Annotated in this window: 10 protein-coding genes and 1 pseudogene; 2 read left to right on the top strand and 9 right to left on the bottom strand. The window is 47.3% G+C overall.

Annotated features, from left to right (window positions below):
- Nucleotides 1-69: 69 nt before the first annotated feature.
- From EII41_RS06145 to EII41_RS06135, 3 genes and pseudogenes are all read right to left on the bottom strand, one after another.
- Nucleotides 70-243: pseudogene (locus EII41_RS06145) on the bottom strand (nucleotidyl transferase AbiEii/AbiGii toxin family protein); the annotation flags it as partial.
- A complete protein-coding gene (locus EII41_RS06140) occupies nucleotides 240-1,040 on the bottom strand; it encodes a type IV toxin-antitoxin system AbiEi family antitoxin (protein ID WP_124789858.1) in 801 nt (266 codons plus the stop codon). The pseudogene EII41_RS06145 and the gene EII41_RS06140, both read right to left, overlap by 4 nt.
- Nucleotides 1,041-1,701: 661 nt before the next feature.
- The gene (locus tag EII41_RS06135) at nucleotides 1,702-2,619 is read right to left on the bottom strand and encodes a 1,4-dihydroxy-2-naphthoate polyprenyltransferase (protein WP_411292584.1); all 918 of its coding nucleotides are present in this window, start codon (nucleotides 2,617-2,619) and stop codon (nucleotides 1,702-1,704) included.
- Between the two features lie 87 nt (nucleotides 2,620-2,706).
- Between EII41_RS06135 and EII41_RS06130 the strand changes: the two genes are divergently transcribed.
- Both EII41_RS06130 and EII41_RS06125 read left to right on the top strand, forming a co-directional pair.
- Complete coding sequence (locus tag EII41_RS06130) at nucleotides 2,707-3,174, top strand: hypothetical protein (RefSeq protein WP_124789857.1); 468 nt, start codon at nucleotides 2,707-2,709, stop codon at nucleotides 3,172-3,174.
- The gene (locus tag EII41_RS06125) at nucleotides 3,167-3,367 is read left to right on the top strand and encodes a helix-turn-helix transcriptional regulator (RefSeq protein ID WP_124789856.1); all 201 of its coding nucleotides are present in this window, start codon (nucleotides 3,167-3,169) and stop codon (nucleotides 3,365-3,367) included. Before EII41_RS06130 ends, EII41_RS06125 begins: the two co-directional genes overlap by 8 nt.
- A 29-nt stretch (nucleotides 3,368-3,396) precedes the next feature.
- On the opposite strand, the gene EII41_RS06120 is transcribed toward EII41_RS06125, so the two are convergent.
- The 6 genes from EII41_RS06120 to EII41_RS06095 form a co-directional block, all read right to left on the bottom strand.
- Entirely contained in the window at nucleotides 3,397-4,638 is a 1,242-nt protein-coding gene (locus tag EII41_RS06120; RefSeq protein ID WP_124789855.1) for an ABC transporter permease, read from the bottom strand.
- Nucleotides 4,639-4,648: 10 nt separating this feature from the next.
- Nucleotides 4,649-5,827 (bottom strand): ABC transporter permease, encoded by a 1,179-nt coding sequence (locus tag EII41_RS06115; protein ID WP_124789862.1) that lies wholly within the window; start codon nucleotides 5,825-5,827, stop codon nucleotides 4,649-4,651.
- Nucleotides 5,828-5,837: 10 nt separating this feature from the next.
- Nucleotides 5,838-6,830, bottom strand: a complete 993-nt coding sequence (locus tag EII41_RS06110) for an HlyD family secretion protein (RefSeq protein WP_124789854.1) — start codon at nucleotides 6,828-6,830, stop codon at nucleotides 5,838-5,840.
- 53 nt (nucleotides 6,831-6,883) lie between these two features.
- Nucleotides 6,884-8,275 (bottom strand): TolC family protein, encoded by a 1,392-nt coding sequence (locus EII41_RS06105; RefSeq protein WP_124789853.1) that lies wholly within the window; start codon nucleotides 8,273-8,275, stop codon nucleotides 6,884-6,886.
- 97 nt (nucleotides 8,276-8,372) lie between these two features.
- A complete protein-coding gene (locus EII41_RS06100; RefSeq protein ID WP_260425500.1) occupies nucleotides 8,373-10,925 on the bottom strand; it encodes a glycoside hydrolase family 95 protein in 2,553 nt (850 codons plus the stop codon).
- 72 nt (nucleotides 10,926-10,997) lie between these two features.
- Nucleotides 10,998-12,845 carry an ABC transporter ATP-binding protein gene (locus EII41_RS06095; RefSeq protein ID WP_124789852.1) on the bottom strand — a complete coding sequence of 616 codons (1,848 nt, stop codon included), beginning with the start codon at nucleotides 12,843-12,845 and terminating at the stop codon, nucleotides 10,998-11,000.
- Nucleotides 12,846-13,565 lie beyond the last annotated feature (720 nt).

Raw genomic sequence — 13,565 nt, 5'->3', positions numbered from 1 at the left:
AGAATATCCAATAATTATTCCATTTATTTTATTGACAAACAGTTTAATGAATATATTTTAAGGAGCAACTATATAAAGTTTGTGCAGAGCGGTTCCTCCACGAAACGCCAACGTTTCCCTGATAAATGGCGAAGAAAACATCTCCACCAACGCGCGGCTGATTACCAAGTCTTGTTCCACTTGTGCTTCGTTTATCCACGGAGCAACGGTTTTCCATTCGAGAATGTATCCTTGAGGTATCATAGCATATCTGTTTCTATTTCATCATTCACAATGATTTTCCACTTGTTGTTCAATACTCCACGCTTTTCTGCAGACAGGGAAAGGTATTGGGGATATACAGCCCGTTTGACAAGAACAGCGAACAGTCCTTTTGTCAGGTCTTCCTTTCCAAGCAGATTTTCAAGGATGTACCCCAACCGCTGTATAATAGCCGTCGGATAAGAGACAATGGCACGTCGCAAAGATAACTTGTTGATGTGTTCGGAAAGTTCATCGATTACGCTAATCACTCTGCCTAACCCGAATACGCGTTGGTTCTCCAAAAGGTCGAGCATGGTCGCTTCCGATGTAGAGACATTCACATATCCTGTACGAGTTTTCATCTGTGTAACACAAGAATTATCCCATTCTTTTCTCACATTGAAAGATATATGTAACCTGCCTCTTTCTATGGATCTAACGGGAGGTATACCAATGGTAACGAAATACTGCATCGGCTGTTGGTGGCCGGCACCGTGAAGGGCTGCTGCAGACAGAAGTGAAACGTAGTATTCTCTTTTCACATATTTCATTAAATCATCGATATACATGATAGGTGGCACATTCTTTTGCAAGGAAAACTCCGGCGTGATGATGACGTAAAAACCCCGCCTGATAAGAGCGATTTCTCCTTTGTTGGCCAAACGGGAAAGAGAAACCTGTGCGATCTTTCTGCCATATCCGCTTTGTTGCATTACTTCCTCAATAGTAAACGAAATCCGTCCCATGGTCAGCACTTGTCGAATAAAATCGGTATAGGAGAATCCTTTTTCTGTCATATCGAAATATTTTATTTTCTTTATAAGTAGCGTATATTGCTACCATTTGCAAAAATAAACTTTTCTTGGGGAAATGCAAATAGTTTGCTCGAGGGCAAACCTTACAAAACCAATACAGGCTGGTATTCCGAGTGTACGGTTGAGGGCGACGCCATGCTGACGAATTCATTCAGGCTTTCAGCCCTTGTATGCCCTGCGAGCGTTGAGTTGTTGAAATGTTTATTTGTTGAGTTGTTGGCCGGCTGAACGCTGAACGCTAGCGAACAATTACGAATGACAAATTACGAACACCGAACACTGAACGCTGAACACTGTAAAAGCCCTGAAAGGGCGCCTTAATTCAGCCCAATGCGAAGCGTTGGGGAAAGGCATCCTTCCCGGCGGAGGGCTGAAAGCCTGAATTATAATTGTTAATGGTTACGCCCTGCGGGTGTTGAGGTGTTTGTTTGTTGAGGTGTTGATTTGTTGGCTGAACACTGAACGCTAGCGAACAATTACGAATGACAAATTACGAACACTGAACACTGAAGACTGAAGACTGAAGGCTGTAAAAGCCCTGAAAGGGCGTACTAATTCAGCCCAATGCGAAGCGTTGGGGAAAAAGGCATCGCATCTCGGCGGAGGGCTGAAAGCCTGATGTAATAAGATACAGGGGCAAACCTTACAAAACCAATACATAAATCAGCAGAAAGGCATACAGCAGGACATTGCGGGCTGTTATTCCGAGTGTACGGTTGAGGGCGGTGCCATGCTGACGAGATAGATCCTGCCATGTAAGTAATACGATCATCAGAAAGAAAATAAACAAGATCCAAATGCTTCGGCTACGATAGAGATAGACCGGCCAGGAACAAGCTACGGCCAATAGTGCGTTGATCAGATAAAGTGTCGTTCCAAAACGTCGTCCGAACATGACGACTGTCGTGCGTTTACCGGCTTGGGCGTCTTGTTCTCTGTCGCGCACATTATTTACCAGCAGGATATTTACGGAAAGTAGTCCCATGGCTATCGAAAGCCAACCAGCCGTCCAAGTAAACTCTTGCGCTTGTACATAATAAGTAAAACATACGGGAATAACACCGTAGAACAGCAATACGGCCAGATCGCCCAGCCCATGATAAGCCAGCGGGTAAGGTCCGGCCGTATAAGCCAGCACACAAAGGGCTATAGCGAGTCCGACAAAGATCAGCCACCAGTCGCTGAAGAGCAGCAACGCAAAGCCGCAAAGAGAGGCTGCGGATAACGTGACGAAAGCCCCAATCAGCATCGTCTTGGGAGTAATCCATCCCGAAGCGACTGCCCGTTGCTGACCCAGACGTTGTTCGGTATCAGCTCCCTTTTTAAAGTCGAAATAGTCGTTGAAGAAGTTGGCAGCTATTTGTGCCAGCACGGCAACGGCCATGCACCATACTGCAGGTATCCACTGAAAGGCATCGTTTCGGTAGGCCAACGCGCAAGCTACCAATACAGGGCTGGCTGATGCAGCCAGTGTTTGTGGGCGTGCCGCCTGTATCCATGCTTTACATTTGTTCGGTTTCATTCGGGTAGCAAAGGTAAGTATTTCCCTCTTTAAAATCATCTTCGTTTTTATTTTTGTAAAGCAAACTTGTCTATATGTAAAATATACATTACATTTGTAGCGAAGTTCAATTAAAAAAATAACCCGATGAAAAATACGTATCTTTTCCCAAACAGTTACAGGCGGATCGGACAGATACTCGCGATCCCTTCGGCGCTCTTATGCGGCTACTATTTGTTTTTTGCAGATGGCGACTTGCTGCCTTGCCGCATGTTTTCAGTACTTTCTTTCGAGCTGTTCTCATCGATAGAATGGTTTACAATGGTTGAGACAGATGCGATGAGACAAATATCGATCGTGTTGTTTACGATATCTTTGTTGCTCATTGCCTTCTCACGAGAGAAAGAAGAAGATGAATACATGGAGTACCTGCGTTCGCGCTCCATGCGTTGGGCTATGCTGATAAGCGGCATCGTCACCATCGTTGTGACTCTGCTTGTATATAATCTGGCTTATCTGTATTTTGTATTCATCAATCTGTATCTCATTTTGATTCTTTTCATTCTTAAATACAGAATCGATTTACACCGTTTAAGAAAGACCGGAAATGATTAATACGATTCGCATCGAACGAGCAGTGCAACGTCTTACGCAACAGCAGCTGGCCGAGAAGATTCAAGTCAGTCGGCAAACGATTCATGCCATTGAGGCCGGCAAATACATACCTTCTACGGTATTAGCCTTAAAACTCGCCGCCGTTTTCGGTAAGAATGTGAACGAAATTTTCATGTTGGAAGAAGGGGATTAAACCCATGGAAAGACAACGGAGGAGGAGATTTATCCCCTCCGGAGCTTTGCTTCTTTGTATTGTCGGATCATCTTTCTGCGTACACGAATAATCTGCCTCCTGTAAACAAGCGCTGCCATGATAAAATATACGCCGGATTGTATCCAAAGTAAACGGTATTCGCGTGCCACATCATGCAATGAAGCTCCGCAACTTTTGATCAGTACGAAGCCGCGTATGGCAGGAGTGGAAGGAAACACGTCACCCAAGATTTTCCAATAAACGGGGAATGCCTCTGTCGGCCATGAGATGCCCGAAATGAAGAGCAGAATCACGGACATAAAGACGAAGATCATCATCGGCGATTCACGAGTGCGCATAAAACCGGAAAGCGTAAGAGCCATACAGATACACGCGAGCAGGTAAGGCAACAGAAATAGCAGGATATCCCACGGATTTCCGACACTTGGGAATGAGAAAATCTTGGGTACCACGATCAGAGTCCAGATACATACCGGAATATAAATCACGACGTAAGCAAACGATTTGCCCAATACGACACGCAGCGTTCCCTTAAAATGCCGGTCGATCGGTACGAGATGATGAAATTTGTTGCGTTCACGCGCCGTACCGCCCAACATGCCGATACCCAACACCAGCGTTTGCTGGATGATCAGGATCAGTACCGCCGGCAGAAGAAAGCTCGCAAAACCGTTCGCGGGATTAAACAGAGTCGTTGATTCGTATGGTATGGGTTCAATCTCTATTTTTTTGAGTTGTTCGGTCGATTGCGGCCGGTTCTGCGCGTGTATCTCGCCTCCCATTTCGAGCGATACTTCCGTCGTGGAAAGTAACATCGCTTTATAATAAAGCAACAAACTCATATCACAATAGAGGGAAACTGTGGCCTGCCGTCCCGCATGCAGGTTTTTACTGAACTCGTTCGGAAACAACAAGATACCGTACGCTTCTTTTTTATTCAGCATCGTTTGTGCCTCGTCCATCGAGATACAAGAACGAACGATCTGCACGTCCGGCGTAGCATCTACACGGCGTACAAACTCTCGACTGTAAAACGATTGGCTCTGGTCGACCACAACGACCTTGACATCATGTACCGTTTCGGGATGATAGATCAGCGAATAAATCAGCGGATAGGCCAATGGTACCAGAAAGAAAAAGATCATTACGCCACTATCTTTGAAGATGGCTTTGAATTCTTCTCTCCAGATATAAAACAGGTCCCGGATGCCTTCGGCTATGACGTCGAATAATTTTTTTTCTCTTTTCATCGTTCGTATTTTACGGAATGTAATGAAAATAGAGCATGGCGTTCTTCAAATACTTACGCATAATGACGGGTAGCACGATAAAACCTGCAAGCCAAACATATTCTGCCCAAGTGTAAATAAGCTCACGTCCGTTCAACGCCTGATCGATGTAGATCAACAGGTAATGACGGAGCGGATAGAGGTAGGATACGGCATGAAACTCGGGATACATGGCCGATACAGGGTAAGAAAGTCCGCAAATCGAGAACCCTAACATACCGAAAAGAGAGGCCAGACTAAGTCCCAGCCGCACCGTAGGCAGTACGCTGATCATAAAGACTCCGAGTGCCTGTGAGGCGATTACCAGCAGAAACATGGCAACGAGCATCGGCATCCAACCCGAATGAAGCGGGAAAGCGTTATATCCGTAAAGAATCGCGCACATCAACCAACCGATACACGTAAATATCAACGTATGAGGGAATAACTTCCCAAGCACACTAATTGTAATAGAACCATGCCCCATATTAAGCCAGTCGCGAGAGGTTCTGTCTTTGATCTCCGTCCCGATCGAAAAAACCGTTACGATAAAGATCAATAACTGTAATAGTCCGGGCAAAATCGCGTTGTTCAGGTAGATCGAATAATTAAGCCAGGGATTGCCGATCGCGTGTGTATCGATGACAATCGGCTGTATTTGCGCCATGATCTGGTCTGTCGTATATCCTTTGGCTTCTCCTATCTGAAGACCAACGGCTCCACCGGCCAATACCGAAGTCGTTTTCATATCCCGGAACATCAGTGATCCGGCGATCAGAAACGAGCCGTTCGTATAAAACGACAGTTTCGGTCGTTTACCTGATGACGCTTCACGCTGAAGACCTTTCGGGATATGATAGATCCCGTAAATGTTCCCTTTTTGCATTTCTCTGCGCGCCTCCTCGAACGAAGCACACTTCATCGTTACAGCCGTCTGCTCAAAAGCATCTAACTGACGAATGAGCCGGCGCGATGTGGGCGTGTTGTCCAAATCGACGACGGCCACCGGAAGATTCGTCGGCAGTCCGCCTTGCATCAGTGTCATGAGAAAGAACAGACTGCCAATCGGTGCGACAATCATACAAAAGAAATACAACGGATTCGAACAGAGTCTACGGATTTCTCGTACGGATATCCGCTTCAAACTTCGTATGCCTTCCCGAATGGTCATCATTCTCCCTTTAACGCTTGATGATGACAGACATTCCGGGACGCAGATCCGCTATTTTCTCAATGGGACGTGCACGCACTTCGAACGTTTTTGCGTCGAACTGGCCTGTTGCTTTCGTAGCCTTCCATGCGGCATACGTACCCATCGCTTTCATATAATACACCTTCATCGTCACTTCCTGATTGTTGAGTGCCGGAATAAAACCTTTGACCTCTGTTCCGACTTTGATCTCACTCAATAAATCTTCCCGTACACTGAATGTGATCCACAAGTCGTTCAGATCTGCGATGTTCATGATCGGGGCACCTGTTCCGACCAGTTCTCCTACCTGAGGGAAGCGCTCTACAATCTCACCGTCGATAGGCGAGACCAAAGCCCGTTCACCGATGTACGATTGCACCTCGGCTACCGCACCTTTCGCTTGCTGGACGAGTGCCGAAGCTGCCATCTTGTCTTCACGGCGCGCTCCTTCTTTCGCCATCTCATACTGTGAACGAGCCGCCTTTTCGGTCGCGACCATCGCATGATAATTGGCTTCGACTTCATCGCGTTTTTGAGCAGACATCACGCCCTGTTCGTAGAGACGCTGTACGCGATCGTACGATTTCCGGGCAATATCGAGTCCGGCTTTTGCCTTCTGCCATAACTCATAAGCACCGGTTACTTCCTGCGAACGGGCGCCGGCCATAGCTTTGGTATTCTGTGCCTCAGCAGCCTGACGGACGGCTTCGGCTTGTTGCAGCTTAGCCATAATCTCCGGGGTGTCAAGGAAGACCAACGTGTCACCTGCACGTACATTGTCCCCCTCGCCAAAGCGATACGATTCGATACGTCCGGGTACTTTGCCCGAAATACGTACTTGGGTCGCTTCGGCTTGGCCCATAATGATTTCGTCGGGGGGGGACAATAGGAAAAAGCCGGCTAATGCAACTAATCCTATGACTATGAGTACGGCAATAAACGCCAATACCATGTTGTTGATCGAATATTTTTTCTCGCTCATCGTGTGTAATAAATTATAATGTATAAATGTTTGTCATCACTCAGATTCTTTGATTATTGAGTCAGTTTACCCAAGGCCTTGCTAAGGTAAACTTCCGTCAACTTGACCTCTATTTGCGCATCGATCAGTTGCGAACGAGCCGAAACCCAGGCCGTCTGTGCTTCCATCAGATTCAACGCGGGAATCACACCTTCCTCAAAGCCCAAATTGGCATAGCGAAGATTTTCTTCCGCTTTTTCCATATTTTTCGTCGAGGCAATCAACTGTTTGCCTGCCTCGTTAACTTTATATACAGACTGATTCACCTGCAACTCGATTTTTTCACGCACTTCTTCCATTTCTAATTTCTTAATCACTGTTTCAGCTTTGGCCGAGTTACGTCTGTGCGTTCCTTCCCACCAACCGGACAAAGGGACTTTTACCATCACACCGACATTGTACATACCGGAAAATTCATTCTTAAAACCGTTGTGCGAGTTCGGATTTGTGATCAGGTAATTAGCTGTCAATGCGACATTAGGAAGCATCTCGGCCAATGCGATCTGCTCTTTCTTTCGATAAATTTTTGTGGCCAGCTCAAGACTTTTCAACTCAGGACGATTACTAAAGGCCTCCTCTACATGGGCTTGGGCTGATGCCGGCTGCACTGTGAGCTGATCGATATTTTCATCAGCCAAAGTCATGGGGCTTCCCATCTCGAGCCCACAGACTTGAGCCAGCAGCATACGTGACAGTGCCAAACCGTTATCGACTTTACTCTGTGCCATCTCCGCTTCGTTCAGCTTCACCTTCACCGTCAAACCGTCTGCTTTCGTGGCCACCCCTTCTTCAATCATCGCGGTGATATCGTTATCCATCTTCCGAAGCAGGTCGACATACGCATCGGCCAGCTTCTTTTTGTTCGCCAGCGAGATCACCTGCCAGTAGGTTTCATCGGTTCGATAAATCACATCCTGCAATTTTGTGTCGTGCATCGACTCGGCCAGCTGACGAGCGTAACTCGTAATCTGATTGTAAGACACAATTTTTCCACCCATAAAAACCGGCTGTACCAAAGATACATCACCGATCCAGACATTGCGGATATCGAGATGCGTGGCATCCTTCATCTTTTCCATGACCTGCGGAAGGATAAGTCCCAGTTCCGGAAACTTTTGAAGCATCGGAGCCGTAATGGACGACAAAGACGAAAATTTACTATAGTCAACAAGCTCAATATCTTTACTGTTTCGTATATATGTTCCCACGGCCGAAACTTGCGGAAAATATTTCGTACGTGCCGCATTCCGCTCTTCCTTAGCCTTGTCGACCAATTTACCGGCCACTTTCAACTCTTTGTTGTTCGCAATCGCCAGCTGACGGCACTGTTCCAGCGTCAGCACTTCCTGTGCTGTGGCACAAAAAGGCAGAGCAACCGCCATCCATATAAAAACAAACTGTTTCATTTTCTTTAATTTTGGGGGTGCAAAGATACAAAAGTAAAACATAAGGAATATATTTTAACAGGCAAAATGAACACAAAACATTCCTTTCTGAATCTTTTTAGCTATTTTTTCTCATATTTACTGCAAGTTCATCGGAAGGACGCAATTCCATCATAATCATCCCGTCAATGACGGGGCACGAGATCGGTTTGCCGTTTATTTTTACTTCCAGAAGAGGCATATCCTCCCGTATCTTAATCCGAAATGTACCTCCTTTTTTTGCTTTCAATCCGGCATGGAGCCACTCGCCGTCATTCCATTGAGCATGTACTTCGCCTGCCCCTTGCACACATAAACCTTTGAATTCACCGTTTTTCCAGACTGAAGGCAGCGCCGGGAGAAATTCGATATATCCGTTCTGGCTCTGTACCAGCATCTCGGCAATCCCTGCACATCCTCCGAAGTTTCCGTCAATCTGGAACGGCGGATGCGCACAGAACAGGTTGGGATAGGTGCCGCCTCCGTGCTTCATTTCTATGTCTTTCCGGAGAGAAGGCCTGAGCAGATCGGCCAAGAGCTTATAAGCATGTTCCCCATCGTGCAATCGTGCCCAGAAATTCACTTTCCATCCCATCGACCAACCGGTACTTTCATCCCCTCGTGCTTCGAGTGTTTTGCGTGCGGCTGCGGCCAGATCGGGAGTTCGCTCCGGCGAAATTTCATTGGCCGGATACAAGCCGTACAAATGGGAAACGTGGCGATGATGCGGTTCTGCTTCCTCATAAGGCTCCAACCATTCCATGATACGTCCGTCGGGGCCGATCGTCGTAGGCATTAAGCGCGCTTGGTAATCGGCCAGCGTTTGAGAAAACTCTTCGTCCGTGTTGAGCAGTCGGGCAGCCTGAATGGTGTTGGAGAATAACTCGCGGAGAATCTGATTGTCCATCGTCGAGCCCGCACAAACACTCACTTTTTTTCCGTTAGGCATTACGTAGGCATTTTCGGGCGAAGTGGTCGGGGCTGTAACTAAGTAGTGACTGCGAGGATCTTCGACCAGCATATCGACGAAGAAAAGAGCCGATTCACGCATCACCGGATATACGTCTCGCAGATAAGCCGTATCGAGTGTAAACAGATAGTGCGTGTACAGATGCTCGCAAAGCCATGCCGCCGAAGTATTTGTTGCACCCCACGAAGGATGCTCGCCCGGAGCCGTAAATTCCCATACGTTACCTAAGATATGCGTCACCCAACCGCGAGCGTTATAAAAAGATTTCGCCGTCTGTCGTCCGCTCTCGACCTGCAGCTTCGTCCATTCGATCAGCGGCAGATGAAGTTCCGACAGATTCCCTGTTTCAGCCGGCCAGAGGTTCATCTGCAAGTTGATATTGAGATGATAGTCTCCGTTCCATGGGGTATGGATCGTATTGCACCAAAGCCCTTGCAAGTTCGGCGGCAACAGTCCCGGGCGTGTCGACGAGATCAGCAGATAGCGGCCGAACTGATAATACAAAGCCAGCAACGAGGGGTCGTTCTTGTCGTTCTGAAATGCTTCCAGACGTTTATTCATCGGTAAGTCCTCTTTCTGCGCATTGCGTCCGAAATGGACGGCTACCCGATGATAAAGTTCCTGATAGGCACGGACATGTTCTTCTTTCAGCGTTTCATAACTTTTGCTTGCGGCAGCCCTGAGCAACGAATCGATCTGTGCATCGACCGATTTCCCGAAATAGTCGGTGGCCATTCCTACCAAGAGGATGATTTCGGATGCTTCTTCGACAACGAGCGTCGTATCGTTGAAGGCTTTCACTTCACCTCCGTTGGGAAACACTACCTGTACGCGTGAAGCATAACGGATACCTTGACCGTCTTCGGCGCCCGGCACCGTCTTCTGTTTTGCCGCGGGGATGCTGTCTGTCTCCTTGGTGCGGTTTCGCCTCGCTTCTTCTCGTTCGAGTTGTTCTTTCGTCTTATACGTATCTCCTTCGTAAAGTCTCCCGCGCATTTCAAGCTCGTTATTTCCGGCCTTTACGGCATAACGCTCCGGTCGATTCATTCCGATTTCGCATTGCAGCTTGCGCCCGTTGTTTACTTTCAACCGGATGACGGCCACATCGTCTGCGAACGAGGTGAACATTTCGCGCGAGTATTCCGTTTTCCCTCTACGGAACGACTGGGTCGTTATTGCCTGCTCCAAGTCTAACTCACGTCGGTAGTCGGAAACTTGTGCATCGTCTGCGGCATCGTACGTGAAGTCCAGCACGAGATTACCCAGCAACTGATAGCTACCGTAGGGCTTATTCGCGCCTCTTCCCTGTCCGCTACCTTCGCCGTAGCAGACAAATGTGTCGTACATAAGCTCCTGCGCTTCATCGTTACGTCCGGCAAACAGCAACTCGCGGATTCGGCCCAGCGACTTCTGTGCTGCGGGATTGTCGGTCTGCTGTTTACTGCCGGACCACATCGAGATTTCGTTCAAGACGATGTTTTCTTTTTCAATGCCTCCGTTGGGCATGAGTCCGATACGGCCGTTGCCAAGCGGAAAAGACTCTTCCCAAAGGGTGGCCGGTTCATCGAAATGATAAGCCATGCGGCCATTCGAACGGACATCCGGTAAACGGTCGCAAGCCATGAGAATGGCGCCAACGAATAAGAGTTTTACGATTTTCATGTTATCTTTATGAAATGGTTTATATTGTTTTCATGTTCCGAAAAAGAATGGCTTCCGGAAGGCCTCTTCGGCTCAGAATTTTTGCATATCGCAAAGCCTTTTATAATAGCCGTCCGTGGCAATCAGTTCGTCATGCCGCCCTCGTTCGACGATCGCTCCTTCGTGCATTACGCAGATCTCGTCGGCTTTACGGATGGTCGACAAGCGATGAGCGATTACGATGGTCGTACGGTTACGCATCAGGTTTTCGAGCGCTTCCTGCACCAGCCTTTCTGATTCCGTGTCGAGCGCCGAGGTCGCTTCGTCGAGAATCAGCACCGGCGGATTTTTCAGAATCGCACGTGCGATGCTGATGCGCTGCCGTTGTCCGCCGGAAAGTTTTCCGCCACGGTCGCCGATGTTCGTTTCGTACCCTTCTTCCGAAGCCATGATAAAGTCGTGCGCATTGGCGATCCGTGCCGCTTCTTCCACCTCTTCGCGGGTAGCCGATTCCACCCCGAAGGCGATGTTGTTAAAGAAACTGTCGTTGAACAGAATCGCCTCCTGATTCACGTTACCCATCAATCCGCGCAGATCGACGAGTGAAGCCTCTCGAATATCGGTTCCGTCGATGGTAATGGCTCCCTGATCGACGTCGTAAAAGCGGGGCAGCAAATCGACGAGCGTACTCTTGCCTGATCCCGACTGTCCCACGAGAGCGATCGTTTTGCCTTTCTCGATCCGCAGATTGATTCCTTTCAATACCCAATCGTGCTGGTATCGAAACCAGACATCGCGATATTCGATGGCATCGTTGAGGGTGACCGGTTTCGTTACGGCCGGCGAGACGATATTCGATTCCGCTTTCAGTATCTTGTCGACGCGTTCTACCGAGGCAAGCCCTTTCTGTATGGCGTAAGCCGATTTGCTCAGGTCTTTGGCGGGATTGATAATGCTGTAAAAAATCACTAAATAATAAATAAAGGTAGGCGCATCGATGGGACTGTTGTTGCCGAGAATCAGAGTTCCTCCGTACCAAAGAATCACGACGATCGTGGCTGTACCGAGAAACTCGCTCATCGGATGGGCCAGTTGTTGACGGCGATAGATCCGGTTCGTCGTGCGTCGATACGTTTCGTTTTGTGCCTCGAAGCGTCGCTGTATTTTTTTCTCCGCATTAAACGCCTTGATGATGCGTAATCCGCTGAGCGTTTCTTCGATCTGACTCATCAACGCGCCCCATTGCGACTGGCCGAGCAAGGATTTCTTTTTCAGCTTTTTCCCGACCTGTCCCATCACATAGCCCGCAACAGGCAGCAGGATAAAGACAAATGCCGTGAGCTGCCAGCTGATGATCAGCATGGCCGAGAGGTAGATCAGAATCAGAATCGGGTTTTTGAACAGCATATCGAGCGAACTCATGATCGAGGTCTCTATTTCGTTCACATCACCCGATACACGGGCGATGATATCGCCCTTGCGTTCTTCGGAAAAGAAGCCGAGCGGTAGCTCCGTAATTTTCTGATTGATCTGATTTCGTACGTCGCGCACCACTCCCGTACGGATGGGGATCATGGTGTAAAATGCCATGTACATGGCCAGTACCTTAAGCAACGTCATCACGATGAGTGCGACTCCCAGCATGATGAGCGCGGACGAGCTGCCGTAAACTTCGATCAGTCGGTTGACATACCAGTAAAAGTTGTTTTGCGCCGCTTCGGGTAATGTCTTCCACGACTCCCACGACGAAGGGCGGAAAGTCCACTCCATGAACGAATAGATACGGTCGTCCATCTTAAAGAGGATTTTCAGAATCGGGATAATCAATGCGAAAGAGAATACATTCAGAATGGCCGAAAGTACGTTAAACACAATGTTAAGTACCATATATCGCTTATACGGCGGTACGAATCGCTTGAGTACACGAAAAAAATCCTTCATTCCATATCGTTTATGACGACAAAGATAAGGCAAGTCGATAGCAAAAACAAAACTTTTTCAAGCCTGCTATTCGACATGGTTTTACCTTGTTTGCTATGTGTGATTGGATAACGTGCCGTTTTTACATGTTGGATAATGGAACAAGACATAGCGTCCTTTCCAAAATAAAGAGCCAACGACCGTAAAAAGTGATGTGGTTATTGCTGTAAGAATGTAGCGAATGATACATCTGCTGAAATTAAACACAATCTTTTTTCTTCAGTACGAAAAGAATTAATCTTCCCAAAATAATACCGATAATAACGGTTGTCATCGTACTTAGTACATAAGCTGCCGTATTACTGAATTGAAGCTCATGAATAAAGTTCATGGATAAAAAGAGTTTATTCACAAAATAGTAAACGATAACTGAAATAACCGTAATGCCTGTAATAAGAAATATTCGCCTGTTATTCATGATGTATGATTTAAATTATTGAATCTATAACGCGACAAAGATAGAGAAAATATGGAAAAGATTTAAGCCTAAATTCCTCAACAGAGACTTTTTGTAAAACGGAAATCAGCCGGGAGTGCGACAGAAAGCTCCGTTTCATGCCATTGTTGTACAACAACGGAGCAAAAAATGCTGTTTAAGGGTCATTGTTGTGCAACAACGGGGCAAAAATGCTGTTTGAAGGTCATTGTTGTACAACAACGGGGCAAAAAATGCTGTTTGAA

It is taken from the genome of Tannerella forsythia (assembly GCF_003860135.1).
GTDB classification, from domain to species: Bacteria; Bacteroidota; Bacteroidia; order Bacteroidales; family Tannerellaceae; genus Tannerella; species Tannerella forsythia_A.
The sequence above is the reverse complement of the archived record's forward strand: the minus strand, read 5'-3'. Positions and strand labels throughout refer to the sequence as shown.

Coding starts and splice junctions, on each gene's coding strand:
- EII41_RS06115 (WP_124789862.1), bottom strand. CDS start 5,827: ATGACCATTCGGGAAGGCATACGAAGTTTGAAGCGGATATCCGTACGA.
- EII41_RS06130 (WP_124789857.1), top strand. CDS start 2,707: ATGAAAAATACGTATCTTTTCCCAAACAGTTACAGGCGGATCGGACAG.
- EII41_RS06135 (WP_411292584.1), bottom strand. CDS start 2,619: ATGATTTTAAAGAGGGAAATACTTACCTTTGCTACCCGAATGAAACCG.
- EII41_RS06125 (WP_124789856.1), top strand. CDS start 3,167: ATGATTAATACGATTCGCATCGAACGAGCAGTGCAACGTCTTACGCAA.
- EII41_RS06120 (WP_124789855.1), bottom strand. CDS start 4,638: ATGAAAAGAGAAAAAAAATTATTCGACGTCATAGCCGAAGGCATCCGG.
- EII41_RS06100 (WP_260425500.1), bottom strand. CDS start 10,925: ATGAAAATCGTAAAACTCTTATTCGTTGGCGCCATTCTCATGGCTTGC.
- EII41_RS06140 (WP_124789858.1), bottom strand. CDS start 1,040: ATGACAGAAAAAGGATTCTCCTATACCGATTTTATTCGACAAGTGCTG.
- EII41_RS06095 (WP_124789852.1), bottom strand. CDS start 12,845: ATGAAGGATTTTTTTCGTGTACTCAAGCGATTCGTACCGCCGTATAAG.
- EII41_RS06105 (WP_124789853.1), bottom strand. CDS start 8,275: ATGAAACAGTTTGTTTTTATATGGATGGCGGTTGCTCTGCCTTTTTGT.
- EII41_RS06110 (WP_124789854.1), bottom strand. CDS start 6,830: ATGAGCGAGAAAAAATATTCGATCAACAACATGGTATTGGCGTTTATT.